A 24634-nucleotide genomic window follows, 5' to 3' on the forward strand; every position below is an offset into this window, starting at 1 on the left:
AGATGACAAGCAACAACACCGGCCGTGTGACCCAGATCAATGGCGCTGTTGTCGACGTTGAGTTCGACGGCGCGCTGCCCTTCATTCAGAACGCCCTGGAGACCCAGATCGGCGAGCGCCGCCTGGTGCTCGAAGTGGCGCAGGAAATCGGCGAGCGCACGGTGCGCTGCATCGCCATGGACAGCACCGACGGCATGGTCCGTGGCCAGTCCGTGACCGATACCGGTGCGGCCATCTCCGTGCCGGTCGGTCCGGGCGTGCTGGGGCGCATCCTGAACGTGATCGGCGAGCCGATCGACGAGCGCGGCCCGATCGCCGCGACGGCCCGCGCGCCGATCCATAACGACGCCCCCTCCTTCGAGGAGCAGGCCGGTTCCGCCGAGATCCTGGTCACCGGCATCAAGGTGGTGGATCTGCTGGCTCCGTATCTGAAGGGCGGCAAGGTCGGCCTGTTCGGCGGCGCCGGCGTGGGCAAGACCGTGCTCATCCAGGAGCTGATCAACAACATCGCCAAGGGCCATGGCGGCGTCTCCGTGTTCGCGGGCGTTGGCGAGCGGACCCGCGAGGGTAACGATCTGTACCATGAAATGGTCGATGCCGGCGTCATCAAGCTGAACGAGGACGGCACCACCGATGGCTCCAAGGTCGCCCTGGTTTATGGCCAGATGAACGAGCCGCCGGGTGCGCGCGCCCGCGTCGCCCTCTCCGGCGTGACGATGGCCGAGTATTTCCGCGACCAGGAAGGCCAGGACGTGCTGTTCTTCGTGGATAATATCTTCCGCTTCACCCAGGCGGGCGCGGAAATGTCCGCGCTGCTCGGCCGCATCCCCTCCGCGGTCGGCTATCAGCCGACCCTGGCGACGGATATGGGCGCCCTGCAGGAGCGCATCACCTCCACCAAGAAGGGGTCGATCACCTCCGTGCAGGCCGTGTACGTGCCCGCCGACGATTTGACCGACCCGGCGCCGGCCAACACCTTCGCGCATCTTGATGCGACGACCGTGCTGAACCGTGCGATCGCCGAAAAGGGTATCTACCCGGCCGTGGATCCGTTGGACTCCACCTCCCGCTCGCTCGATCCGCGCATCGTCGGCGAAGAGCATTACAAGGTGGCGCGCGACGTGCAGCGCATTCTGCAGACCTATAAGGGCCTGCAGGACATCATCGCCATTCTGGGCATGGACGAGCTCTCCGAGGACGACAAGCTGGTCGTGGCCCGCGCCCGTAAGATCGAGCGCTTCCTCTCCCAGCCCTTCCATGTCGCCGAAGTGTTCACGGGCTCGCCGGGCGTGTTCGTCGGCATCGAGGACACCATCCGCTCCTTCAAGGGGCTGGTGAACGGCGATTACGACCATATGCCGGAAGCGGCCTTCTACATGGTCGGCGGTATCGACGAGGCGATCGCCAAGGCCGAAGCCCTGGCGGCGAAGGCCTGATCCATGCCCTTGGCCCTGGAAATCATCAGCCCTGAGCGGCTGCTGCTGGCCCGTGAGGTCGACATGGTCGTGGTTCCGGGGACGGAAGGCGATCTCGGCATCCTGCCGGGCCATTCCAAGCTGGTCACCAGCCTGCGCGGCGGACTGGTCGATATCTACGAGGCCGGGAAGATCACCGACCGCTTCTTCGTCACCGGCGGTTTCGCCGAGGTGACGGAAGGGCGCTGCTCGGTGCTGGCGGACGAGATCATCCGCCAGGCTGATATCGACGCGGCGGCGGCGCAGGCAAAGCTGGCGGAGGCCAAGGCGGCCTTCGCGGCGGTGAACCTGCAGGATGCAGACGCCTATCGCGAGGCTTCGGATGCGCTGATTTCCGCCCAGGCGATGGTGGATAGCGCGGCGCTCCCGACCGCGGCTTAATGTTTACGTTGCTCCCAGAGTAACCTTAAGGCGCCCCTCACGGGGCGCCTTTTTTATGGCCCGGCGCGGCGCCGGGCTCCGGGCGCTGTCAGTTCTCGTATTTTTCCACGATCGGAGCGATGGCCTGGGCGATCATCGTCATGCCCTCGCGGTTAGGATGCAAGGCCGGCTCCGGCGGGGTGAGATGCGGGTCGACGAAGAGCGACGCGTCCACCTTGCCGTCCTTGATAAACAGATGCCGCAGATCGACGAAGGTGACGCTGGCATTCCCCTCATAATGCTTGGCGAGATCCGCATTGGTGGCGATGGTCTGCGCATCTACCCAGGGGCCGCGAATGCAGGGCAGCACGCCCAGCAGCAGGATATGCGCCCCGGGCAGGCGCTTCTGGGTGTTCGCCACCACGGATTCGATGCCGGGCACCGTCATCGCGGCATCCCAATGCACCCGGCCGAAATTATTGGCGCCGATCAGGATGATGGCGAGCTTCGGGTGCAGCCCTTCGACCTGGCCATGGTCGAGACGCCAGATCAGCGAGGCGGTGGTGTCGCCGATGAAGCCGAAATCCAGCGTGTCATAGGCGCTGTAATATTTGTCCCAGACCGGCTTGATGTCGTCATAGCCATGCCCGCCCTGGCGCTGCCAGTAATAGGTGATCGAATCGCCCAGCCAGACCAGCTTGGCGTTGGGATGCGCGGCTTTCTCCACCAGAGTGGCGTGCCAGCGGGCATTCCACCAGGGCAGATCGGTGCGGCCGATCGGCGCCTCGGCGAGGTTGACCTTGGCCTGGGCGACGGTGGGGGCGAATGCCGGCGCGAGCAGCAGGGCGGCTGCCAGCAAAGCGCGCCTCACAGCCCGCCCCAGAGCAGCGCCAGGGAGACGATGCCGGCCAGCGCGCAATAGATCGCGAATGGCTTCATCGCCCACTCATCGTGATCCTTGAAATAGCGCATCAGGAAGGCGGTGCTGGCATAGGCGACGATGCCGGAGACGAGGGCGGCCACCAGCGAGATGCCGAACAGCGCATGCAACTCATGCGCCTTGATCAGTTTCGGCACTTCGGCGGCGGCGGCGGCGAGGATCACCGGCGTGCCCATCAGGAAGGAGAATTTCGCCGCCCCGGCATAGGAAATGCCGCGCTGCAGCCCGCCGACGATGGCCGCCCCCGAGCGCGAGATGCCGGGCAGGAAGGCCAGGCACTGGAAGATGCCGATGATCAGCGCGTCCACATAACCGATGGTGGTGCCGCGCAGAGGCTGGTCGCGCCGGCGCTCGCCCAGGAGCAGCAGGATGGCGTTGAGGATGAGAAAGCCGGCCGCGATCATCGGGCTGGCGAAGAGATGGGCGATATGTTTCTTCAGCAGCGCGCCGATGATCACCGCCGGGATGGTGGCGACGATCAGCTTGCCCAGCAGCGCCCGGGCGGAGGCGTTTTCGGCCTCATAGCCCAGCCCCAGCACGCCGCGCGCCATCACCAGCCATTCCACATAGAAATAGGCGATCAGCCCGAAGGCGGTGCCCAGATGCAGCATCACCAGGAAAGGCAGGAAGCTCGGCGCCGCCTGGTCCACATGCCAATGCAGCAAGGCCGGCACCACCACCGCATGGCCCAGCGAGCTGACGGGGAAGAGTTCCGTCGCCCCCTGCAGGATGGCAAACAGCACGGCATGCAATAAATCCATGTAATCATCCCCTCAGCTATGGCGCGCTCAAGCCGGACGCCCCATTTGCTGCTTCGCAGAATTTTCCCGCGCCGTTAAGTCGAGGCCCATGTCTGAATCATCTCCGTCCCGACAAATGGTCGGGTTGCTCGCCGCCTCCTGCGGGATTGTCGTGGCGAATATTTATTATGCGCAGCCGCTGATCGGGTTGATCGGCCCGGCGCTGCATATGGGGGCGCAGGCGGAAAGCCTGATCGTGACTCTCACCCAGCTGGGATACGCGGCGGGGTTGCTGTTCCTGGTGCCGCTGGGGGATCTGGTGGAGAATCGGCGCCTGGTGGTGCTGACCATCGCGGCGGCGATCATCCCGCTGCTGCTGGCCGGCTTCGCCTGGGATGCGCGGGTGATGCTGGTGGTCTCGGCCTTGATCGGGGTGACCTCGGTGGCGGTGCAGATGCTAATCCCGCTGGCGGCGCATCTGACACCCGAACATCAGCGCGGCAAGGTGGTGGGGATGGTGACCTCCGGGCTGCTGTTCGGCATCCTGCTGTCGCGGCCCGTCGCCTCGACCATCGCGGCGTTTTCCTCCTGGCGGATGGTGTTCTTTCTCTCCGCCGCGGCGATGGCCGGGATGGCGGTGCTGCTGAGCCGCAAATTGCCGCACCGCCAGCCGGTGGCGAACCATCATTATGGCGAGCTGCTGGGCTCCTTGTTCACGCTGCCGCTGCGCTTTGCAGTGTTGCGCCAGCGCGCTTTCGTCCATGCCGCCTGCTTTGCCGGGTTCTCGCTGTTCTGGACCGGGGTGCCGCTTTATCTGGCGGCGCGGTTCGGCTTCACCCAGCGCGGCATCGCGGTGTTCGCGCTGGTGGGCGCGGCGGGGGCGCTGGTGGCGCCTTGGGCCGGGCATATGGCGGATCGTGGCCATACCCGGGCCGGCACCATCCTGGCGCTGCTGGGGGTGACGCTGGCCTTCATCATCGCGGCGCTGGGGGCGCAGATCCATTCGGTGCTGGTGCTGGCGCTGGCCGGCATCGTGCTCGACTCGGCGGTGCAGACCAATCTCGTGTTGAGCCAGCGCTCGATCTATATCCTCGCACCTGAGCTGCGCTCGCGGCTGAATGGCGTGTTCATGGCCTTCTTCTTCCTGGGCGGGGCGGCGGGTTCCGCCGCCTGCGGCGTGCTGCTGGCGCGCGGCGGCTGGGATGGGCTGTGCGTCGCCGGCGGCGCGCTGGGGCTGGTGGGGCTGGGCTATTTCCTTAGCGTACGCCGGGCATGAGCCTCGGTGTTGTCCTGCTGATCGTCGCCATCAGCTTGGGCTGCATCATGGCGCGGCCCTTCGGGGTGAAGGAGGCCTGGCCGGCTCTGGCTGGAGCGGTGCTGCTGGTTATGCTGGGCGCGCTCTCGCCGCGTGCCGCGCTCGCGGCGATGGGGCAGGGGGCGCAGGTTTATCTGTTTCTCATCGGCATGATGCTGCTGGCCGAGCTGGCGGTGCTGGAAGGCGTGTTCGACTGGGCGGCGGCGCATCTGGCGCGCTGGGCCGGGGGATCGGCGCTGCTGCTGTTCACGCTGGTTTATGCGCTGGCGGTGGTGATTACGGCACTGCTTTCCAACGATGCGACGGCGGTGGTGTTCACCCCCGCCGTCGCCGCCATGGCCGGGGCGGCGGGGGCAAGGGATAAGCTGCCTTATCTGCTGATCTGCGCCTTCGTCGCCAATGCCGCCTCGTTTCTGCTGCCAATTTCCAACCCCGCCAATCTGGTGCTGTTCGATGGGCAGATGCCGCGGCTGGGCGCGTGGCTGCATCTGTTCGGTTTGGCGTCGGTGCTGGCGATCCTGGCGAGCTACGCGACCTTATGGCTGACCCAAAGGGCGCATCTGCGTGAGACGCTGCAGGTGCCGGATGAGCGCGTGACCCTGGGTACGGGCGGGCGCTGGACGCTGGCCGGGCTGGGGGTGGCGGCTTTGCTGCTGGTGGCGGCGGCGGCCTTTGGCTGGGCTTTGGGAACGCTGACCTTCCTGCTCGGGGCAGGTTGCCTGGTGCTGGTCAGTCTGCTGACACGCACCGCACCCTGGCGCGTCTTACGTGGCGTCTCCTGGAGCGTCTTGCCGCTGGTGGCCGGGCTGTTCGTGATGGTCGCGGCGTTGGACCAGGCCGGGCTGGTGCGGGTGCTTTCCGGTTTCGCGCAGGCCGGGATTGGGCCGGTGGGGGCGGGGCTGGGGCTGCTCAGCAATCTCGCCAACAACCTGCCGGTCGGGCTGCTGGCGGCGCATCTCTTTGCCCAGGCCCCGGCCGGGGCGAGGGCGGCGGCGCTGATCGGGGTGGATCTCGGGCCGAACCTCTCCGTCACCGGCTCGCTGGCGACGATCCTCTGGCTGAATGCGCTGCGCCGTGAGGGGATGGAGATGAGCGCTTGGCGGTTCCTGGTGCTGGGCGCGGTGATGATGCCGCCGGCATTGGCGCTGGCGCTGCTCGGCTTGTGGGTGAGCCTCTGACCCTTTGACAGCGTCTGGTTGTGCTGTTTTCATACCGGATCTGTAACGGAGGCGGGGATGAGCCTGGCACGGCGCACCGCGCACGGGGCGGCCTGGAATTTCGCGACCGTGCTGGCCGAGCGCGCGGCGGGGTTTGCCATCCTGGCCTTGCTGTTGCGGGTGGTGCCGGCGCGCGATGTCGGGCTGATCGCGATCGCCTCGGCGATGTCCGAGCTGGCCAAGGTGGTGGCCAATTCCGGCGCCGGCGAGCAGGTGCAGGCCTGCCCCGGCGACCGCGCGGTGGAGGCCGGGGCGTTCTGGAGCCAGCTGCTCGCCGCGCTGCTGTTCATGGCCGGGCTGTGGCTGCTCGCGCCGTGGGCGGCGCGGCTCTATCATTTGCCGTTGCTGAAGGCGGTGCTGCGGGTGATGGCGCTGAGCGTGGTGATGACCTGCTTTCTCATCGTCCCCTCGGCGCGGCTCAGCTCGCAATTCCGCTTTCGCAGCATCGGGCTGATCTCGCTGGGCAGCACCCTGCTGGGCGGCTTGTGCGCGCTGCCGCTGGCCTATGCCGGGCAGGGTGTGGCGGCTTTGGTGGCGCAGCGCCTGGTGGGGGTGGCATTCTATGCACTGGTGGCCAGCGCCAGCGCGCGCTGGGTGCCGCCGCGCCCGCCCGGCTGGGTGGTGCTGCGCGCCGGCTTTGCCTTCTCCCGGCCGCTGATGGAGGCGGCCTTTGTCGATTTCATCGCCCTCACCGGCTATGTGATGCTGCTGGGGCTGTTGCTGCCATTGGTGGCGCTGGCGCAGTTTCGCATCGCCCAGCGGCTGCTGGAGGTGCTGCAGGAGGTGGCGTTTCTGCCCGCCCGCAAGCTGGTGCTGCCGGTGCTGGTGGCGGTGCGCGACGATCCGCCGCGCCGGGCTTTGGTGCTGCGCCATATTCTGGATGCGCTGTGCCTGCTGATCTTTTTCGTCAGCGCGGTGAGCGGCGCGGCGGCACGGCCATTGATGCTGCTGATGTTCGGACCGGGCTGGGCAGGGGCGGTGCCGGTATTCACCATCCTCAGCCTGGTGGCGCCGAGCCTCGCCCTCTATGGCATCATCAGCCCGTTGCTCACCGCGCTGGGACGGGTCGGGCTGGTCTCCTGGTATGCCTGGGTGAATGCGCTGAGCATGTTGGCGAGCTGCTGTCTGGCCGCACCGTTCGGGCTGGCGGCGCTGGCCTGGGCGCTGGCGGTGCGCGGGGCGGCTTCATCTTTGCTGTTTCTGCTGGCGCTGCGCCAGGGCCAGCGCGACCTGGCCTGGCCGCTCTTTCGGCTGCTGCTGGTGCCGCTGGCCGGGCTGCTCGGCGCGCGGCTGGCGGGTTGGGCGGTCACGCCGCTTTTGCCGGCCGCGTTGGCGCAGGCGCTGATCCTGCAGGCGGGCATTGCGGCGTTGAGTTTCATCGTCATCGTGCTGGCTTTGGCGCCGGCACGGCTGCGGGCCTTGGCGCGGCGGCTGCGGCTGGCACTGTTTCCCTTGCCCCCGCGCCCCCATGCTGGTTGAATGACGGCACCTATGGACGCACCGCCGATCACCCTCCACCGCCCGGCGCGGCAGCTGGCCGGCCTCGTATTGACCTCGCCGCATTCCGGCCGGGTCTATCCGGAGGCGTTTCTGCAGGCCTCGCGGCTGACGCCGGAGGCGATCCGCGGCTCGGAGGATAGTTTCGTCGAGGAGCTGTTCGCCGCCGGCCCGGCTCTGGGCGTGCCGCTGCTGTCGGCGGAATTCCCCCGCGCCTGGTGCGATGTGAATCGCGAACCCTGGGAGCTGGACCCCAACATGTTCGCGGACCGGCTGCCCGATTACGTCAACAGCGCCAGCCCGCGCGTGGCTTGCGGGTTGGGGACGGTGGCGCGGATCGTCGGCACCGGCGAGCCGATCTATGCCCGCAAGCTGTTGTTCGAGGAGGCGCGGGCGCGAATCGAGAGCTGCTGGCGGCCTTTTCACGAGGCGCTGGCCGGGCTGATCGAGGAAAATCTGGAGCGGTTCGGCTATTGCCTGGTGCTGGACTGCCACTCCATGCCCACCCCGTTCAGCCGGCTGAGCCCCCGCCCGGACATTATTCTAGGCGACGCGCACGGCGCCAGCTGCCGCCCGGCCTGGTCGAACTTCCTCGAACGGCAATTTCTCGGGCAGGGATTTTCGGTGCGCCGGAATGACCCGTATGCCGGCGGCTTCATCACCCGCCATTATGGCCGCCCGCATGAGGCGGTGCAGGTAATGCAGATCGAGCTGGCCCGCGGGCTTTACATGAATGAGCGCCAATATACCCGCAAACCCGGCTTCGAGGCGGTGCAGGCGCGGCTTTCCGCGATTCTGGCGGACGTGATCCAGACATTGCGGCAAGGCGGCCTGCCTGGTCCGGACTTCAAGCAAGCAGCGGAGTAAAAAAAAGGCGGTGCATAAAGCACCGCCAAGTTTAGGGAGGAAACGTCCAAGAAACAGGGGAGAAACTCACCCTGTAAAAACGTTTTACCTAAACTCATGTTGCAGTGCAAGAGAAATTTTGCGGCGCAGCATAAAACCGCCCCTCAGCTCCCTCATGCCAGACCGGCATTTTCCTTGGGGCGCTGGTCCGGCAGGCCCTGCCGCGCGAGATCCGGCTGAATCGCGACGATTATTCTTCACCTTGGGCTTTACCTTCGCGCGCCCGCCGATTATGAGCGTCGGGCTGGTGCCGTTCAGGCGACGCTGTGCACCGGAGGGGTGGCCGAGAGGCTGAAGGCGGCGGTTTGCTAAACCGTTATACGCTGTCAAGGCGTATCGTGGGTTCGAATCCCATCTCCTCCGCCAGCGCACCATGCATTACCCATCACCGACAAGCAAAAAGGCCAAGGTTTTCCTTGGTTTTCTAGCGTTCATTTTGCTTGCGTCTGCACCCAAATGCGCGTACATCTCGCTTTAGATTGTGGGATCATACGTTGGTCTGGATTTGTGGGATATGCCAAGACTGCTTGAAAAGCTCTCACCCATTGAGGTGAAGAACACGAACAAACCGGGAATGTACGGCGATGGCGGCGGCCTCTGGCTGCATGTCGGCCCGAACGCGCTGGACGAGAACGGCAAGCCGACCAAGACCGGCAAGAGCTGGATTTTCCGGTTCATGATCGACGGGAAGGCCCGCGAGATGGGGCTCGGGGCGGTTTATACCATCGGCCTGTCAGAGGCGCGGGATAAGGCCCGCGAGTGCCGCAAGCTGGTGCTGGAGGGGCTGGACCCGATTGAAGCCAAGCACGCCAAGCGCAAGGCCCGGAAACTGGAGGCGGCCAAGGCCATCACCTTCCAAAAATGCGCTGAGAAATACATTGCCGCGAACCAGGCCGGGTGGAGCAACGCCAAGCACGCCGAGCAATGGACCGCCACGCTGGCAACGTACGTCTATCCCATCATTGGAAGCCTTTCGGTGGGCGAGATCGAGACCGGGCATGTAACCAAGATCCTGGAGCCGATCTGGACAACCAAGTCCGAGACCGCAACCCGCGTGCGCGGGCGCATCGAGGCGGTTCTGAGCTATGCCACCACGCATGGCTGGCGCACGGGGGAGAACCCGGCGCGGTGGCGTGGTCATCTGGAGAACGTGCTGCCGAAGAAATCCAAGCTGGCGAAGGTGGAGCACCATGCCGCCCTGCCGTGGCGCGAGATTGGCGGCTTCATGGAGACGCTGGACGCTGAAAACGGCGTGGCCGCGCTGGCCCTGCGCTTTGCCATCCTGACGGCCGGACGTACCGGCGAGGTCATCGGGGCGCGGTGGGATGAGATCGATCTGGAGAATAAGGTCTGGACCGTGCCGGCCGAGCGCATGAAAGCCCGCGCCCAGCACCGCGTACCGCTATCGCCCCAAGCGCTGGACGTGCTGAAGCGGGCCGAGGCGCTACGGATCGATGGCGCGGATTATGTCTTCCCCGGCGCCAAGCAAGGCGCGCCGCTCTCCAACATGGCCATGCTGGTGCTGCTGCGCCGGATGAAGCGCGACGATCTGACCGCGCACGGCTTCCGCTCGACCTTCCGGGACTGGGCGGCCGAGACCGGCCAGCCGTCCGACATTGCCGAGGCCGCTCTGGCGCATACGCTGGGGAACAAGGTGCAGGCGGCTTATCAGCGCGGCGACCTGCTCGACCGGCGGCGCAAGCTGATGGAGAGCTGGGGGGAGTTTTGTGGGGTGGTGGAGAGGGCGGATGGGTAAGGCGCAGACTAATGCAGAAATAAGAGCTGCAAAAAACAAAGAACATATTACGCTTGAAGAGCTTCAGGAGGTCGTAAAAAAAATTGGCGCACCGCCAATAGGAAATACAAAAAGCTCCAGAATTTTAGTGGAAGTTATCCCAAAATTTAAAAACCCGCAGCGATTTGAAAGACGCAGAAACAACATAGCAAGACACAACAATGAAAGAAAAATTATAAAAGAATTTGAGGATTTGTTGATCACAACGCTGGCCAGAAAGAAAGACCTTTGTGACTTTTGTGGTGACCTTTGTGGTGACTTTGAAGCGACGATAGAGTGGCATGGAGTATCAAAAATCCAAAATTTAGCTGATGCATTTGAGGCAGCTAAACAATACATAACCCCAAAATTTTTTGGGGACGAAGCCGATCATCTAGACGGACCTCTTTCTAAAGATGAAGCTGTTTGGCTTTTTTCAACTTTCCGCAGAGCATGGCGGGAGGAAAAACAAAAAATCCCTTCGGCTTCGAAAACTTATAGGGCAATAGGAGCTGCACTACTAAAAGCAGGAATTAAAATATCCGATGAAGCTATAAAGAAGAGCGTAAAGGAAGGAGAGCTTCGTTTAAAAAAAAGGCAGCAAAAGGACAAAAACAGGTAGTAAAAAATAAGCCGTTTCGTACCCGATTTTTCTATTTCGCCTCACCCCATCCTTGGCGCATAAAATCTCCTGTTCTGCACATGCAAGCACTGGAGGCTTTATGAACCTGCCTATGAAATCCGAAACCGCCCTGGCGAAGGGGCTGACGCCTAAATATGGCGGCATTGATACGTGGTGCGCCCTGACCGGCATGTCTGTCCGGGGCACCTATGACCGCCTCGCGGCCGGCGACCTGATCGCGGTGAAGGTTGGCGCGCGGACGCTCATCAACATTGAGAAGGGCCTAGCCTGGCTGGAGAACCAGCCGCAAGCGCAAATCAAGGCCCAGGTTCGTCGTAAACCCAACAACTGAAACGCCGCCCAGGTTGTCCTAGCGCGGCGTGCAGATAACTTGCGATAGTTCGACGGCACCAAACTGCTAGCGTGTTATCCGCATTCCCACAAGGACAAAATGGCGGCGCATGGAGAAAATCTGTGCGTCAGGACGAAAATTTGTCACCGGAGCAGCTTCTCAGCTTTGCTCTGCATCGCGCTATTTATGGCGTGCGCGAAGCCGTCATTGAGGCAGGCGACACCAGCGATATTTCCTCGGCTGATCTTCAAGAGTTTTGCTGGGAAAGAGGCCAGGTTGAAGCCGCTGAGGCGCTTGCCCCGCTGATCTGTGATTGGCCGCTACGGCAGACTATCGCGCGCGCCTTCGCGGCTGAGGCGGTGGTGCTGGCGGCGGAGGTGTACGCTGAATGATCCCGGAAATCACGCAAGCCGCCATCAACATCGGGCGCAACAATGGCTGGCCCGTTTACCCCGCCAACGCCAACAAGATCCCGGCATGGAGCAAGGAAGAAGGGGGCAACGGCTTTTACGACGCATCAACCGAAGAGGTTGAGATCAAGCGCCTATTCAGCCATCCGCGCGCGGCGTTGATCTGCATTCGCACCGGCCAAGCATCCGGTATTTCAGTGCTGGATATAGATGCCAAGCACCCGGAAGCGCTGGCGTGGTGGAAGCAGAATGAACGGCACTTCGCCCGGACGCGGACCTATCGCACCCGTGGCGGTGGCCTGCACCTCTATTTCCAGCACCGGCCTGGCGTGCGCAATTCCGAAGGCAAGCCCGTCATCGGCATTGATGTACGCGGCGAAGGTGGCGGGATTATTCACTGGTTTGCCCATGGCTTTGAATGCCTGGACCATTCCCCGCCGGCACCCTGGCCAATATGGCTTTCCGCGCTGATCTGGCCACCGCCAGAGCCTATTTCCCGCGCGCCGGCCAATCATGGCCAGCTTTCCGCCGAGGCGCTGGAGCGTGTCAGGCGCGGCGCCATCCGCAAGGCTGCGGAAGCCCGCGAGGGAACCCGGCATTGCGCCATCCGTGATGCCGCGCTGTTGCTTGGAGGCATCCAAGACCGGGCGGGCTTCACGGATGATGATGCCGCCGCCTGGCTGCTTGATGCCACCGGCCTGCGGGGCGAACGCAAAGCCGAAAACACCATTCAATGGGGACTGGCCCAAGGGCGCGCCAAGCCTCTCGAAATTTCCCAGGAGCGTAAATGATCGATCGCAAGGACTGGATGCCGGAGCCGGAGCAAAAGCTGTCCATCCCGGAAATACCGCCAAATGTTCAAGCGCTGATCGACAACCCCGACAAACCGCAAAAGCCTGTTATTCGCGTCATCGCCGGCATTCTCCCTCAACGGGCAACGGATTGTGAGCAGGCGCTGACAGGCTCGGGCGCCGATGTATTTCAGCGCGGCGGGGTTTTGGTGCGACCGATGGCGTGGGAAGTCTCCGCGTCAGATGAGCGCACCACCATGGCGGCGGGGCTGAAGGTTATCACGCCGACAATGCTGGTGGATTTGCTGGCGCAAAACGCCGAATTCGTGAAGTACGATGCGCGGTCAAAGAAAGACGTGTCGACCGACCCGCCTGAAAAGGCTGCGGCGATTCTCCTGTCCCGCGCCGGCCTGTGGACCTTCCATGTCGTGTTGGGCATCCTCTCAGCCCCTACGCTGCGCCGGGACGGGACCATCATGTCTGCCCCCGGATATGACCCGCAAACTCGGTTTTATCTGGAGCCTGACCCGTCCCTGACCATTCCGCCGATGGCTCAACAGCCGACGCGCCAGGATGCAGAGGTGGCGCTTGAATTGCTCTCCGATCTGCTGGCGAATTTTCCGTTCTGCACCGACACGGATCGCTCTGTAGCGCTTAGCGCCATCATCTCCCCCATTGTGCGTGGCGCGCTAGGTATGGTCCCGCTGCATGCCTTCACGGCGCCGTCGCCTGGCACTGGCAAGAGCTATATCGCGGACGTGGCCAGCGCCATCCTGTCAGGCCGCATCTGTCCCGTGGCCACGGCGGGCAAGACTGAGGAAGAGACCGAGAAGCGCCTGGGCGCGCTGCTGATCGCCGGCTATCCGCTGGTGAGCATCGACAACGTATCCGCACCGCTGGGCGGTGATCTGCTTTGCCAGTTGATCGAGCGCCCCGTCATCCGCATCCGGCCGCTGGGCAAGTCCGAAATCATGGAGCTGGAAAGCCGCGCTACCGTTTTTGCGAACGGCAATAACTTGGTAATCGAAGGCGACATGACACGCCGCACGGTACTGGCGAGGCTCGATGCAGGCATGGAGCGGCCAGAGGAACGGCTATTTAACTTTGATCCCGTGGCCAAGGTGCTGGCCAATCGAGGCCCGTATATCGCCGCTGCCCTGACCATCGTGCGCGCCTATATCCTGGCAGGCCGACCGGGAAAGCTGGCCCCGCTGCAATCATTTACAGGATGGTCTGATAACGTCCGTAGCGCCCTGGTTTGGCTGGGAATGGCTGATCCGGCCGAGAGCATTAATGAGATCCGCGCAAACGACCCCATCCTGAGCAGCCTCAAGGGGGTTCTGTCTACATGGTGGGCCGTTTATGGCGACGAACGGCATAAGGCGGCGGACGTGGTGAAGCGGCTTGAGGGGATTAGCAGCCGCGATCCGCTGTTCAATGAACTGATGGCGCTGCGCGAGGCAATGCTGCCCGTGGTGGGAGTGCGCGGGGTTTTGGATAGCCGGAGGCTTAGCGACTGGCTCCGAAAGAACAAGGGGCGGCCAAGCGGTGGCCTCAGGTTCGCTATAGATGGATCGCGCGCGGGAACCGTTTACTGGAAAGCTGAAAGGACCATCGAATGATTGCGGTGGGTTTGGTGGGTTTGGTGGGTCTGTTTCAACTGACGTGGGAAAACTGTCAGTGACAGTTTCGGTGTAGTGTCCGAAACTGCCCCACCATCCCCACCATCCCCACCATCATGAAAGCGGGCTGAATTCCATCGTGCCGCAACTCGCCATAGGTGCATTTTGTACAACCAGACGAGCGCGTGGCCTGCCAAACTTGATTTTTCAAATTTTCCGGCCCGACGACCACCCGCCTGCCCCCGTTTCTGAGCGGATTTAACCCCGCGCGCGTGTCCGAGATGCGGGAGGGGCGCTAATCCCGCTCCAAACCCGTCCCGCGCTGCCGGAAATGCCAGCCGGTGAAACGACCCGCGAGACCCGTAAGCGGAAATGCTCTCCGCCGCGTTGGCAGAAAAATCCAGCATTTCGACTTGGTTTCCGCATGTCAGTGCATAGACCTGCAAGCCATCCCACAAATAACTTGCCGCAACCCGGCTTTTTTAGGCATAGAATCGATATGAGCCAGTTAGGACCATACTCTACCCCGGATAGCATAGCGAAACTGGACGGGCGCACACGTGAAGCGCGCCGGTTGAAGCAGATTCGTGCTGAGCTGGTTCAGCACCTTGGCGGCTCCCCCTCGCCAACACAGAAAATCATGATCGATAGATCCGCTATTCTGCTGCTTCGCCTGGAGATCATGGACCGCGAGGCGCTGGGCGGGGCGGTAATGTCGGATCATGACCAGCGCGCCTTCCTGGGCTGGAGCAATTCACTGGCGCGCATGCTCCGCACCCTCGGCCTGAAGGGTGCTGCCGGCAAAGCCCCGGCGCTGAGCGACTACCTCCGCAGCAAGAAGGATGGCGCCGAATGAACATCCTGGAAGCGATGGATGACAAGGCACTGTTCCGGCCGCACTTCAAAGGCGATAGCTGGGGCGCCTGGCGGGCCTTCCTGGCGGCACTGTTCGCGTTGGAGATGGATGACGACGCCCTAGCACTCTACCAGCGCCACACAGGCCGCACAGAGCCGCCTACAGAGGCTTTCAAGGAAGCGGCGCTGGTCATAGGCCGGCGCGGCGGCAAAAGCCGCGTGCTAGCCACGATTGCGGTCTTCCTGGCCTGCTTCCGTGACTATGAGCCGTATCTGGCGCCGGGTGAGGTTGCCACCATCGCCATCATCGCGGCGGATCGCCGGCAGGCCCGCTCGATATTCCGCTACATCAAGGGGCTGCTGCTGGACGTGCCGCTATTGGCGCCGATGGTTGAGGACGAAACCACCGAGACCATCACGCTGAATAACCGTGTGGTGTTCGAGATTGCGACCGCTAGCTTCCGAGTGACGCGCGGCTACACCTTCGCGGCGGTGCTGGCGGATGAGACCGCGTTCTGGCGTAGCGATGACAGCGCCAACCCGGACGTGGAAATCTTCGCGGCGCTGCGCCCTGGGCTTTCCACCATCCCCGGCAGCATCCTGCTCAACGCCTCCAGCCCGTACCGCAAGCGCGGCGTGCTGTATCAGGCTTTTGCCAAGCACTACGGGCAGAATAGCCGCGTGCTGGTGTGGAAGGCCGCAACGCTGGAGATGAACCCGGCGCTTGACCCGCGCATTGTCGCGGAAGCCTATGAGGAAGACCCGGAAAACGCCTCGGCCGAGTACGGCGCCGAATTCCGCAATGACCTTAGCGACTTCATCCCCCGTGACGTGGTGGACGCTTGCACCGCGCGGGGCCTGTACGAGATCGCGCCAATGCGCGGGAAGCGCTACGTCGCCTTTGTCGATCCTGCCGGCGGCACGGGTGGCGACAGCATGACGCTGGCCATAGCGCACAGGGATGGCGACAGGGCGGTGCTGGACGCGGTGCGCGAGGTAAAGCCGCCCTTCAGCCCTGAACAGGCTACAGCGGACTTTGCGGCGCTGCTGCGGAGCTATGGGATTAGCCGAGTGACGGGTGATCGCTACGCAGGGGAGTGGCCAAGAGAGCGCTTGCGGACGCATGGGATTGAATACGCTCTGAGCGACCGCTCAAAGAGCGACATTTACCGCGATTGCCTGCCGATCCTCAATTCCGGCCGGGCGCAGTTGCTCGATATCAAGCGCCTGGGCAGTCAGCTTTGCGGCTTGGAGCGGCGCACGGCGCGCAGCGGACGCGACAGCATCGACCATGCTCCGGGGGCACATGATGACGTGGCCAACGCGGCATGTGGTGCCTTGCTGCTGGTGGGTAGCGAGAAACAGCGTATGAGCCCCGCTGAAGCAGAGACATACGCACGCAAAGTCCGGGCAATGATGGTCCGGTAGAGCGTGCATCGAATTCGCCCGGCATTGGTTCAGACGGGTGAATGCGGCGGGGGTTTTTTAGGAAGGTTGTTGCCCCCGCCGTACATTTTTTTGTCGGCTCAGCCGACTGTTTTTAGAAAGGTTTGTTGATCCGATGAGCGACGAGAAAGACGTGATGAAGATGACCCGTGCTGAGTTTGCGCGGGCTAAACAGGAGCTGGTCACACAGACGGCTATCGACGCCAAGCGCGCCGAAGGCGAGCGGGCCATGGAGAAGATCCAGCGCCGCCATGAACACCCGCGCGAGCCGATGAAGGTGAAGCCGATTGATGACAATGTTCGCGTTGCTCCGGTGGGCGACGGACTTTCCAAACTGCTTTGAGAGGGATTTCGATGACTGTACAAAAGACTGAAGACCACCTGACTGCTGAACGGCGGTTGGACGAAGCCAAGGCCCGCGTTGCTGCGGCACTCCAGGCGCATCAAGCTGGTGTCAAGGAGTTTCACGAGGCCAAGGCCAAGCGCGACGAATTGCTAGCGGCAACCGGCACCGGGAAGCCCGTTTCCTCAGCGGCCATTAAAGAGGTTGAGGATACCCTGCGCGACGTGGAAAGCCGGCTGGCATTTCACAAGGCCGGACTCGATGGGGCCAAGCGCGCCCAGGCTGCGGCACTGGATCAACTGCGGCCGTTTGAGCGGCGCCATTTCGAGGCACGCCATCGCGAGCTGAACGAAACGCGCGCCAAGCTGTGCATGGAAGCCGACGCGCTGATCGAGCAGGCCCGCGCGAAGCTGGACGAGATCGCAGCGCTGGCGCCGGGTTATCACCAGATCAAAAACGAAGCCCTGGGTTCTGAGTGTCATCCGCATGTTGCTGGTTTTGGCGACCCCTGGCTTCCCGCGCCTCGGATCTCCAAGAAGATCCTTGTTTCTGCAACTTACGATGCGGGCGGCCAATATGTCCTGGTCAATTCCGTCCGTAGGGAACTGGGCGCTTGAGCCGGAGCACTGAATGACCCAAATCAACCAACTCCCCGTTATTACTGCGCACCATGCAGAGATCGCGGTGATCTTTTGCGATATGGGGAGCGGTCCCGGCGTGGAGCTTTCCGAGCGTACAGAGCGCGTGATTGCTTGGCGCATTGGCCTCACCGAGGCATGGCCTGTCTTTGCTGACTTTGAGGCGAACACCGCATCCGGCGTGATGGTTTTCATCGGGCACGGAGAAGTGAAGCTGCAACGCCTTGGCGGCAATATAGGCCCCATGACGCTAGAGGAAGCGCGCGAACATGCCTGGGCATACTTCTACCGCCGAAAAAGGCACGCGGATCAAGCCAGGCGCCGCGAATGACTAGCGCCGGTCTGATTGCCCGCCCGGAGCCTGAAAACGCCTCCAGCCTCAACACCGCACATAAAGGCGGCGCTGTTTTGATCCACATGCTCCCGCCCGTTCTGCGCAGCCCGCAATCGGGTGGCCCGATGATCGAGCGGGCGCGGTGCGAGATTGCCGGCATCGTCTATGAGGCGGAGAGCAAATGCGGGGCGGTGCTGGAACTGTGCCGGGTGCTGGTGGCGGCTGGCGTGCCGGACCAGCCATGGCAGGCGCTACGCGATGGCCGGCCGGTGCTGCGCGGGGCATCCATTCACCGGGCGGCGCTTCGCACGGTTTCCGAGACCGACCGCCAAGGACCGCGCTTTGCACGCTGGCGCCCCTTCGGCGGTGAGAGCAAGATGGACGAGGCCGGCGCCGCATAATCTGGCTTTGCTTAAAATCGGCGGAAGATATATTCATACACTTATGAGTGATTCCGCAGCATGAGCAAAGGGCTTGGAACGCAACAGCGCATGATGATTGCCGCGATGGCGGAAATTCATCACCAATTCCCGCGCATGAACTGGATTGCCTTAAGCGATGCGCTCAAGGGCTTTTTGTCAATATCCGAAGATCTACAGAGCCGGGTTGAGCTGCGCCAAGCGCGGGTGAGAGAGGCTGAGGAGCTGTATCAGCACCAGCGCCGGGAACACCGCAGGGAAACCGAACAGGCGGCGGCCGGAGGATGCCCCGAAGCCCGGAACGAATTAGATAGGCTGCGGAAGATTGATGAATTGAGATGGATAATCAAATCATTCAAAAGAACCGGAGGGCGCGATCTAAATTCGCCACCTATGCGCCGGCCGATGCTGGGCATTGATCCGGTTCTAAACCCCTCCCGGATCATCGCGGGACTTATCAGGCGCGGGCTTGTGGAAAAATGCCCGATTCAGAGAGGATATTACCGGCTTACCCCGGCAGGCTTCAAAACGGCGGCAATATAAATACCCCGGAATTTCGGGGCATCTCGTTAGCCTATTGGCGCAATTTCATGACAAGATTGCCACACGGCAAAGGCTGATTGATCTTCAAGCGGCTCAACTTGAGACGATTGAAAGCAAGGGGGTATCGGCGCAACTTGCGCCGAAAACAAAGGGGGTGCATCCAAGTCTGGATATACCCCAAAGCCGGGCGCTGGTATCAACATTGCTTACCCCAGCACGCCGCGCTTGAGCGGGATGAGCATGTGGCGGAATGGGTGCGGCTGACGGCGCAATCAAAGGGGGCGCAACTTGCGCCCCCTGGCGGCAAGCAGCCATACGAAAAGGGAATTAAAGCCGCCGTCCGCGACCTGGGCATTGAGCGCACCGAGGCGCAAAGATCCGATTATTCTTTACGATTGGACGGATGAATTCTTTCCAAGACAATTTTTTGAACTTGATCCGCCGTTAACGAAAAACGCTCATGATTTGGCAACGCCAACCATGCAGAGAGCATTCGCCTATACGTGGTTTCTGCGGGCATATGAGAATTATAATTTACAATATTGAGATATTCCCATTTTTTTTCTTTTTCGACACAAAATCGAACAAATCCGGCCAATTTAATCTCTCGGCTATTATTGTAATCAAAGCCAAAGAACCTGTTTTTTTCGACCAAGTGTTTTTGCTCTGGATAATTCGTTTCGAAGTTTTGGAGCGCTTCATACATCGAAAGCACATCGTAAACAAAAGTCACATCGTCAACTGTCAAGCCAGTCTCATCAATAGACTGAAACAAATTGTTGTACAGTGGTCGATATCCGTCTTCTAAAATTTGTTGAGCTCTTTCATAGAATTCTCGCTCGCTAGGATCTATATGTTTTAGAATTTCGTATTGGTTAAAGAGAAGCTTCCGCTCGAAGATTGTAAGATCCATTTGCATTTCTCCGCTGCTTTCTGCTTTCCGGAATATTCCGATATGAGAATGCTTTACCCTACAGCAAGAGGTTGTGTCGAGAGGCGGGCGGAGACGGCTCTGTTGATCATATCATTTTGAGCAATAAGCCTGAAACGGCTTCCCCCCGGCCCGGCACGAGGAGGCCCCCTTCGCATGGAGGGTTACTGTCTGATTCGTTTCCGCATATCGGCATACTAGGAAAGGATCAACTGATTGCAGATCCCATTTATCATACTCCCCAGCCGGGACTGGAATCAGATCGGCTAACTCAGAAGGCGGTCCATCAAAAAGGGAGGCGTTGTTGAGAACGTGAACTGAGCCTCCTGCGGTCAATGATGTGGGGCACTTCCAAGGATCGGCGCAGGCAGCAGGACTAAGCAACACACTGAACAGTAAGGCGTGTACAACTCTATTCGACCACATAGTATTGGTCTCCATCATCGACTTTTAGCCCGGCACCATTTTTAAACCTGATAAGCCGCTCATGGACAGGCTGCTTTGTGTGGCCTGTCCACTGGTCGAGAACAAGAATGCCGTTTGCGTTCTGCCCGAGATACACGGCACCGTGGCTAGTACCATTTGTGTGGTTGCCGTACCTGCCATTTACGTCGAATGTGGCAATAATAGTACCCGGGGCTAGATGCGCGCCTTTTACCTTTTCGCCCTTACGCCAAAAGGGCGTTGGGGGAATGGCTGTAACAGCGTGGACAAAGGCAATGCATTGGCCATCACCGACCATCTTGCCCATTAAGGCTTTAGTTTTGGTTAGGTTTGCAACGTAACTCATGCCGCCTTTCTTGCTGATTCGATATCATCCGGCAAGGTGGCATCAACCTGATTACCCCCTTGTATCTAGGTCTTTAGCCTTCTCAAGCCCCAGCTCGATCAGGCGGCGGATGGCTTCGGATTCTGTTTTCACTCGATTGGCAAAACGATAGTCCTCTATTGCTGCCAATAGGTCGTGGGGCAAGGAAACCAGCTTTCGAACCAGGCGGTCAGGGTTAATTACCATAAAAGTGATATCACCATAAACAGTGATGCTTGACAACGGTTGCGAGTGATATCACCATATACACGCCGCATGGGGATTTGCGGTGCAGATAGTCGGCCGGGCTTTGTGTGGGGACACTTGGCCCGGCCTCACCTTGGACACGGAGAGATCAATGACCAAAGCTGTTTCCACCCCTATCACGGCCGCCGCGAGCCGTAGAAGCCTGCTTGCGGCCGGCCCGTTGGCGGCCATCGCCGCAGCCATGCCCAGCATCACCCTTGGGCAGGTACAAGGCGAACAAGAGCTGATTGCGCTCTGCAACCGCCATATTGAAAATGTCGCTCGATATAACGCCGGCAGGTTTGACGGCGAATTTCAGGATGATCCGTTATGGCAAGAGTATGAGCGCACCCGTGCGGCGATATTTGAAGCCAAGCCCCGGACGCTCGCGGGCATGGCGGCTATAGCCCGCGCCGCAAAAGCCGAGGCGCTACAGCCCAACGGCGAGGAAGATTTCCGAAACTGTGCCAGCGCCCAATGGGCTTGGAACGTCATGCACGAAATTCTCCAGATGGCCGGGGGTGTGGCATGAGCGCGAAAAACCTATCCGAGGCTCAAGCGATCTGCATCCGCATCCTGGATGCCGCGACCACCGCCAATCTGATTATCAACAATCTCGAATGGGAAAAAACCAAGGAAGAAGATTGCCGCAATGCGGTCGATTGGATCAACGGCCGGATCAAGGAAGACGCAACGCGGCTGGCTAATATCCTGGACGGTGCAGCATGAGCCCCGCTGAGCGAGCCGAAGCCCGGCAAATGGCCCTTCACCACGCGGCTGAATTTGTGCGGGACGTGGAGCGCGTAAAATCCATAATCAGATTGATGAATGATGGATTGCGTGAGGATATCCGCAAGGCGCAGGAAACCGATGACAGGATCGGGGCTTGGGTGCCGGAGGTGTTGGAAATCAACACAAGCTGGTTGATGGATATCCTCGATAATCGCGCCGCGACCATCCGCAAACAGCTTGGGGAGGCTGGTGTTGAAGTAGGGCCGATGGTCTAGGGGATAGCGGGGGTAGCCGGGAAGCTATCCCCCTTTGCACCTCCCGCTAAATGTTCTTGATTTGTTCCATGGACTCGCCCTAGCTTCCTGCCATGAGCGATGACCTTGAAAAACTGACACCCGCCAGCGCCGACGATATCACCATGGCGCTACAGTATGGCCTGCAATTTAGTGGTCGTAAGCGCGTCCATACCGGGGATGGGTTTATGGCGCGCATCACGGCCGAGCGCTTGCTTGAGCATCTGGAGCTATGCGGCTTTGTCATCATGAAGAAGCCGCCCAGGCGGGAGCATAGCGATACGGGGTTTAAGGTGCCCATGAAGGATTAAGGGATCGCGGCGCCAATGGGGAACCGGCGCCGCGTAGGGAGGGGGCCGGCATGGGGTGCTGGCTCCCTCCGGCCGCGAAAATAGAGGAAAACTTCAGGAGCTTTGATTCTATAAGCGCAGGCCGTTAATTTTCAGACTGCTCAGCTTCTTTCGGGGCATTATTGTAGAGGAGAGACACGACATATTTAGCTGTCTCTTCATATCCTAAGAAGGCAAGATGATCGGCTCCACGAGCCAAGTCCTTCATCATTTTCATGGCTTTGAGCGTCTCTGACGTGTTTATGACTTCGAGCACTGCAGAGGCGCGACGAGCGTATGATCTGACGATATCGGCGCTTCTCTCTGAGAAATAGAGATTGGATGAGCTGAAGCCGCAAATCGCTCCAATCACTTCGTTTTTTCTGCCGCGAATTGCGGTTCCAATGAAGGACCGAATGTACGGAGAACCGCAAACAAATGGATTCGTTGAATACTGGCTGTTTTTGTCGAGGTCCTGCAGCTGAAGTATGCCGTCCCGATCTAAAACGGAGGCACAAAGCGCGCTGCCATAAGGGACATATGTAATGTCTCCGACAAAAACGCTCTCTACAAAACTGGATGAACCGGGAATAAATGAGGCGGCAGCATAGCTTACTCCCAGACGATCAGCCATCTCAAGCGCCAGCGTCCCCAATGAGATTTCCATCTCATTTTGAACCGAAGGACCGCTGTAAAAGTTGCGGGAGTCGGTTTCGAGTTCCAGTGTTTTGGCGGTTAGAGATGTAGTCATGGCAGTTCCTAGCTTAAAAGTTAGATTTACTCAGCCAACTCAAGCTTCAGCAGGCAACGGGGTGAAGGTTTGCGCTCTAAATCATTTCCGAAAAATTAAAAAATCAACATTAGGTGAACTTAACAATTATTCAATGAAATATATTAATATATCTCGTAATGTCGTCGACTTATCTGGAAACAGGAGCGGCATACTAGAGCCTTCAGCTTTTAGCTGAACGCTCTAGCTTTCGTTTTGGCGAGCAATTTCATGTGTTTATTTTGACGCTGGCGCGTCAACCTAAACACATATTGCTCTAAGTCAGCTGATGATGATCACGGCTCGAAGCTTCAATACTCTAGACAGTGGGACACACCGAGCGCGCCCTTTGCTGAGCGTCGCGGCGCCAATGGGGAACCGGCGCCGCGAGGGAGGGGGCGGTATGGGGAGGCTGGTCCCTCGGTGGGCGTGGTGATTTAGTTCACAGCCCCTCTCACCGGCATATTTAATCCCTTAGCGCTCGGGAATTTAGGTTTTGGGGGCTTCTTTTCGCCACGCCAACTGCTCGCAATCGCACTTTTCCAAGGGATGATCCATCCCACGCACCCAAGCGTATAAAGTTGTTGCTACCCGTTGAGTTGGGCAAGCGCCATTATTCGTTGAGTAAGCGCGGCATTATTTCTGGGGAGCAAAACCACGATGCGTATATTTTTTATATCCTCCATTGCTCTTGTTATGTCGGCGCCTTTTGCGTGTGCTGCTTCTCCTAACTCAATTACCGGTAACTGGACGCGCGACGACGGCGGAACTCGTATGGTCATCTCTCCATGCGGTTCAAATTTCTGCGCCACCAACACGTGGGTCAAAAACCCCAATGGACCCGAGCGGGTCGGGGACGAGCTCGTTCTTACGCTCAAGCCAACATCCGCGTCGGTTATGAAAGGTTGAGCTTATGATGTAAGGAGAAAGAAAACCTATCGGATGACTATAAAATTGGATGGCGAGCAGATGCAGACCAGCGGCTGCGTGCTATTCGGCATAATCTGCAAGAGCGCTGAATGGAGCCGCTCAGGCAGCTGATTGAATGCGGCAGTGTAAACGGTTCCGGGTTGATCGAGAGAGCCGCATAGCTCCTAACTTCTTTTGCATAGCTCTGCACGCGCATGCCGTTAGAATGCCTTGGTTGAATTGTGGGATAAGAAAGACGCAATGTTAACTTATTGATTTATAAAACAAAAAACGCACTAAAAGCGGACATCTCCTCCGCCAGCGCATCTCATTGACTTTCAAAATCTTAAAGCGGCTTTTTCGGCGTTTTCACACGTGCCGTTTGCCGCCCCGGTATGACCGGTGCGGCTTTTTGATCAGGCTTTGAAGCTGATCTCGGCACTCTGGCGCACCAGACCGAGGCGCGGGAAGATGGTCTTGATCGCGAATTCATGCGCGCCTTCGCCGAGCGAGGTGCAGAGATCCTCGGCCAGCACCAGCTGATAGCCATGTTCCCAGGCCTGACGCGCGGTTGATTCCACGCCGATATTGGTGGCGATGCCGCAGAGCACGATATTTGTGATGCCGCGGCGGCGGAGTTGCAGATCCAGCTCGGTGCCGTGAAAGGCGCTCCATTGGCGCTTGATGATGGTGACATCGCCCGGCTGCACCAGCCCTTCGACAAAATTCAGCCAGTCATCGGGCAGCTTGCCGTGGTTGCCGGGCGCGTCCACCTGCTGGCGTAGCGCATCGCCGAAATCCGCGTGCCAGCCGACATGCACGGGCACCACCAGCACCCCGGCGGCGCGGCATTTTGCCACAAAGGGCAGGGTACGGGCGACGATATCCGCACCCGTGCGCGGGCTGGTGGGCAGGGCGGTGATGCCGTTCTGCAGGTCGATGAGCACCAGGGCGGTGCGGGAGGGATCAAGCTCGGTCATGGGAACAGCCTTTTCAGATAAGGGGGGACTGTATTATG

Annotated in this window: 31 protein-coding genes, 1 tRNA gene and 1 pseudogene; 25 read left to right on the forward strand and 8 right to left on the reverse strand. The window is 60.5% G+C overall.

Annotated elements, in window-relative coordinates:
• Positions 1-2 precede the first annotated feature (2 nt).
• On the forward strand, positions 3-1436 hold the full coding sequence (atpD, locus tag ACZ46S_RS00495; protein WP_295739546.1) for a F0F1 ATP synthase subunit beta: 1434 nt from the start codon (positions 3-5) through the stop codon (positions 1434-1436).
• A gap of 3 nt (positions 1437-1439) precedes the next feature.
• Complete coding sequence (atpC, locus tag ACZ46S_RS00500; protein WP_295739544.1) at positions 1440-1856, forward strand: ATP synthase F1 subunit epsilon; 417 nt, start codon at positions 1440-1442, stop codon at positions 1854-1856.
• Between the two features lie 88 nt (positions 1857-1944).
• Here atpC and ACZ46S_RS00505 read toward each other — a convergent pair whose 3' ends face one another.
• Both ACZ46S_RS00505 and ACZ46S_RS00510 read right to left on the reverse strand, forming a co-directional pair.
• On the reverse strand, positions 1945-2706 hold the full coding sequence (locus tag ACZ46S_RS00505) for a GDSL-type esterase/lipase family protein (protein ID WP_464062920.1): 762 nt from the start codon (positions 2704-2706) through the stop codon (positions 1945-1947).
• Positions 2703-3536, reverse strand: a complete 834-nt coding sequence (locus ACZ46S_RS00510; RefSeq protein ID WP_295739540.1) for an undecaprenyl-diphosphate phosphatase — start codon at positions 3534-3536, stop codon at positions 2703-2705. Before ACZ46S_RS00510 ends, ACZ46S_RS00505 begins: the two co-directional genes overlap by 4 nt.
• An 88-nt stretch (positions 3537-3624) precedes the next feature.
• Between ACZ46S_RS00510 and ACZ46S_RS00515 the strand changes: the two genes are divergently transcribed.
• From ACZ46S_RS00515 to ACZ46S_RS00600, 18 genes are all read left to right on the forward strand, one after another.
• Positions 3625-4791 (forward strand): MFS transporter, encoded by a 1167-nt coding sequence (locus tag ACZ46S_RS00515; protein WP_464062921.1) that lies wholly within the window; start codon positions 3625-3627, stop codon positions 4789-4791.
• Positions 4788-6008 (forward strand): SLC13 family permease, encoded by a 1221-nt coding sequence (locus ACZ46S_RS00520; protein ID WP_464062922.1) that lies wholly within the window; start codon positions 4788-4790, stop codon positions 6006-6008. The genes ACZ46S_RS00515 and ACZ46S_RS00520 overlap by 4 nt, the downstream gene beginning before the upstream one ends.
• 57 nt (positions 6009-6065) lie before the next feature.
• Positions 6066-7526 carry an oligosaccharide flippase family protein gene (locus ACZ46S_RS00525; protein WP_464062923.1) on the forward strand — a complete coding sequence of 487 codons (1461 nt, stop codon included), beginning with the start codon at positions 6066-6068 and terminating at the stop codon, positions 7524-7526.
• Positions 7527-8411, forward strand: a complete 885-nt coding sequence (locus tag ACZ46S_RS00530; RefSeq protein WP_464062924.1) for an N-formylglutamate amidohydrolase — start codon at positions 7527-7529, stop codon at positions 8409-8411.
• A gap of 312 nt (positions 8412-8723) precedes the next feature.
• Positions 8724-8816 (forward strand) — tRNA-Ser (locus tag ACZ46S_RS00535).
• Positions 8817-8964: 148 nt separating this feature from the next.
• Positions 8965-10206, forward strand: coding sequence for a tyrosine-type recombinase/integrase (locus ACZ46S_RS00540; protein WP_464062925.1), 1242 nt, complete (start codon positions 8965-8967; stop codon positions 10204-10206).
• Positions 10199-10846, forward strand: a complete 648-nt coding sequence (locus tag ACZ46S_RS00545) for a hypothetical protein (protein WP_464062926.1) — start codon at positions 10199-10201, stop codon at positions 10844-10846. Before ACZ46S_RS00540 ends, ACZ46S_RS00545 begins: the two co-directional genes overlap by 8 nt.
• A gap of 100 nt (positions 10847-10946) precedes the next feature.
• A complete protein-coding gene (locus tag ACZ46S_RS00550) occupies positions 10947-11198 on the forward strand; it encodes a hypothetical protein (RefSeq protein WP_464062927.1) in 252 nt (83 codons plus the stop codon).
• A gap of 122 nt (positions 11199-11320) precedes the next feature.
• Positions 11321-11590, forward strand: coding sequence for a hypothetical protein (locus ACZ46S_RS00555; protein WP_464062928.1), 270 nt, complete (start codon positions 11321-11323; stop codon positions 11588-11590).
• On the forward strand, positions 11587-12399 hold the full coding sequence (locus tag ACZ46S_RS00560; RefSeq protein ID WP_464062929.1) for a bifunctional DNA primase/polymerase: 813 nt from the start codon (positions 11587-11589) through the stop codon (positions 12397-12399). Before ACZ46S_RS00555 ends, ACZ46S_RS00560 begins: the two co-directional genes overlap by 4 nt.
• Positions 12396-14021 carry a hypothetical protein gene (locus ACZ46S_RS00565; protein ID WP_464062930.1) on the forward strand — a complete coding sequence of 542 codons (1626 nt, stop codon included), beginning with the start codon at positions 12396-12398 and terminating at the stop codon, positions 14019-14021. The genes ACZ46S_RS00560 and ACZ46S_RS00565 overlap by 4 nt, the downstream gene beginning before the upstream one ends.
• 640 nt (positions 14022-14661) lie before the next feature.
• Positions 14662-14877 carry a hypothetical protein gene (locus ACZ46S_RS00570; protein WP_464062931.1) on the forward strand — a complete coding sequence of 72 codons (216 nt, stop codon included), beginning with the start codon at positions 14662-14664 and terminating at the stop codon, positions 14875-14877.
• Complete coding sequence (locus ACZ46S_RS00575) at positions 14874-16304, forward strand: hypothetical protein (protein WP_464062932.1); 1431 nt, start codon at positions 14874-14876, stop codon at positions 16302-16304. The genes ACZ46S_RS00570 and ACZ46S_RS00575 overlap by 4 nt, the downstream gene beginning before the upstream one ends.
• A gap of 133 nt (positions 16305-16437) precedes the next feature.
• Positions 16438-16665 carry a hypothetical protein gene (locus tag ACZ46S_RS00580; protein ID WP_464062933.1) on the forward strand — a complete coding sequence of 76 codons (228 nt, stop codon included), beginning with the start codon at positions 16438-16440 and terminating at the stop codon, positions 16663-16665.
• Between the two features lie 11 nt (positions 16666-16676).
• Positions 16677-17282, forward strand: a complete 606-nt coding sequence (locus ACZ46S_RS00585; RefSeq protein WP_464062934.1) for a hypothetical protein — start codon at positions 16677-16679, stop codon at positions 17280-17282.
• Between the two features lie 13 nt (positions 17283-17295).
• The gene (locus ACZ46S_RS00590; RefSeq protein WP_464062935.1) at positions 17296-17634 is read left to right on the forward strand and encodes a hypothetical protein; all 339 of its coding nucleotides are present in this window, start codon (positions 17296-17298) and stop codon (positions 17632-17634) included.
• Positions 17631-18038, forward strand: coding sequence for a hypothetical protein (locus ACZ46S_RS00595; protein ID WP_464062936.1), 408 nt, complete (start codon positions 17631-17633; stop codon positions 18036-18038). The genes ACZ46S_RS00590 and ACZ46S_RS00595 overlap by 4 nt, the downstream gene beginning before the upstream one ends.
• A 60-nt stretch (positions 18039-18098) precedes the next feature.
• Complete coding sequence (locus ACZ46S_RS00600) at positions 18099-18599, forward strand: hypothetical protein (protein ID WP_464062937.1); 501 nt, start codon at positions 18099-18101, stop codon at positions 18597-18599.
• Positions 18600-18981: 382 nt separating this feature from the next.
• Here the strand turns inward: ACZ46S_RS00600 and ACZ46S_RS00605 are convergent, their stop codons facing one another.
• The 4 genes from ACZ46S_RS00605 to ACZ46S_RS00620 all read right to left on the reverse strand — a co-directional run bounded on the left by ACZ46S_RS00605 (position 18982) and on the right by ACZ46S_RS00620 (position 20581).
• Positions 18982-19512, reverse strand: a complete 531-nt coding sequence (locus ACZ46S_RS00605) for a YfbU family protein (protein ID WP_464062938.1) — start codon at positions 19510-19512, stop codon at positions 18982-18984.
• Between the two features lie 111 nt (positions 19513-19623).
• Positions 19624-19974: an STY0301 family protein gene (locus ACZ46S_RS00610; RefSeq protein ID WP_464062939.1), complete on the reverse strand. Its 351-nt coding sequence runs from the start codon at positions 19972-19974 to the stop codon at positions 19624-19626.
• A complete protein-coding gene (locus ACZ46S_RS00615; protein WP_464062940.1) occupies positions 19943-20320 on the reverse strand; it encodes a BPSL0067 family protein in 378 nt (125 codons plus the stop codon). The genes ACZ46S_RS00610 and ACZ46S_RS00615 overlap by 32 nt, the downstream gene beginning before the upstream one ends.
• 51 nt (positions 20321-20371) lie before the next feature.
• Positions 20372-20581 (reverse strand): hypothetical protein, encoded by a 210-nt coding sequence (locus ACZ46S_RS00620; protein WP_464062941.1) that lies wholly within the window; start codon positions 20579-20581, stop codon positions 20372-20374.
• A gap of 115 nt (positions 20582-20696) precedes the next feature.
• On the opposite strand from ACZ46S_RS00620, the gene ACZ46S_RS00625 reads away from it, so the two are divergent.
• The 4 genes from ACZ46S_RS00625 to ACZ46S_RS00640 all read left to right on the forward strand — a co-directional run bounded on the left by ACZ46S_RS00625 (position 20697) and on the right by ACZ46S_RS00640 (position 21920).
• Positions 20697-21116: a hypothetical protein gene (locus tag ACZ46S_RS00625; RefSeq protein ID WP_464062942.1), complete on the forward strand. Its 420-nt coding sequence runs from the start codon at positions 20697-20699 to the stop codon at positions 21114-21116.
• Positions 21113-21313 (forward strand): hypothetical protein, encoded by a 201-nt coding sequence (locus ACZ46S_RS00630; protein WP_464062943.1) that lies wholly within the window; start codon positions 21113-21115, stop codon positions 21311-21313. Before ACZ46S_RS00625 ends, ACZ46S_RS00630 begins: the two co-directional genes overlap by 4 nt.
• The gene (locus ACZ46S_RS00635; protein WP_464062944.1) at positions 21310-21591 is read left to right on the forward strand and encodes a hypothetical protein; all 282 of its coding nucleotides are present in this window, start codon (positions 21310-21312) and stop codon (positions 21589-21591) included. The genes ACZ46S_RS00630 and ACZ46S_RS00635 overlap by 4 nt, the downstream gene beginning before the upstream one ends.
• Before the next feature lie 92 nt (positions 21592-21683).
• Positions 21684-21920: a hypothetical protein gene (locus tag ACZ46S_RS00640; protein WP_464062945.1), complete on the forward strand. Its 237-nt coding sequence runs from the start codon at positions 21684-21686 to the stop codon at positions 21918-21920.
• 124 nt (positions 21921-22044) lie between these two features.
• On the opposite strand, the gene ACZ46S_RS00645 is transcribed toward ACZ46S_RS00640, so the two are convergent.
• Entirely contained in the window at positions 22045-22689 is a 645-nt protein-coding gene (locus tag ACZ46S_RS00645) for a GAF domain-containing protein (RefSeq protein ID WP_464062946.1), read from the reverse strand.
• Positions 22690-23631: 942 nt separating this feature from the next.
• Here ACZ46S_RS00645 and ACZ46S_RS00650 point away from each other — a divergent pair.
• Positions 23632-23748 (forward strand): annotated as a pseudogene (locus ACZ46S_RS00650) (hypothetical protein); the annotation flags it as partial.
• Positions 23749-24032: 284 nt separating this feature from the next.
• On the opposite strand, the gene ACZ46S_RS00655 reads toward ACZ46S_RS00650, so the two are convergent.
• Positions 24033-24596 carry a hydrolase gene (locus ACZ46S_RS00655; protein ID WP_295739533.1) on the reverse strand — a complete coding sequence of 188 codons (564 nt, stop codon included), beginning with the start codon at positions 24594-24596 and terminating at the stop codon, positions 24033-24035.
• Positions 24597-24634: the final 38 nt, after the last annotated feature.

This window comes from Acidocella aluminiidurans (assembly GCF_055383125.1).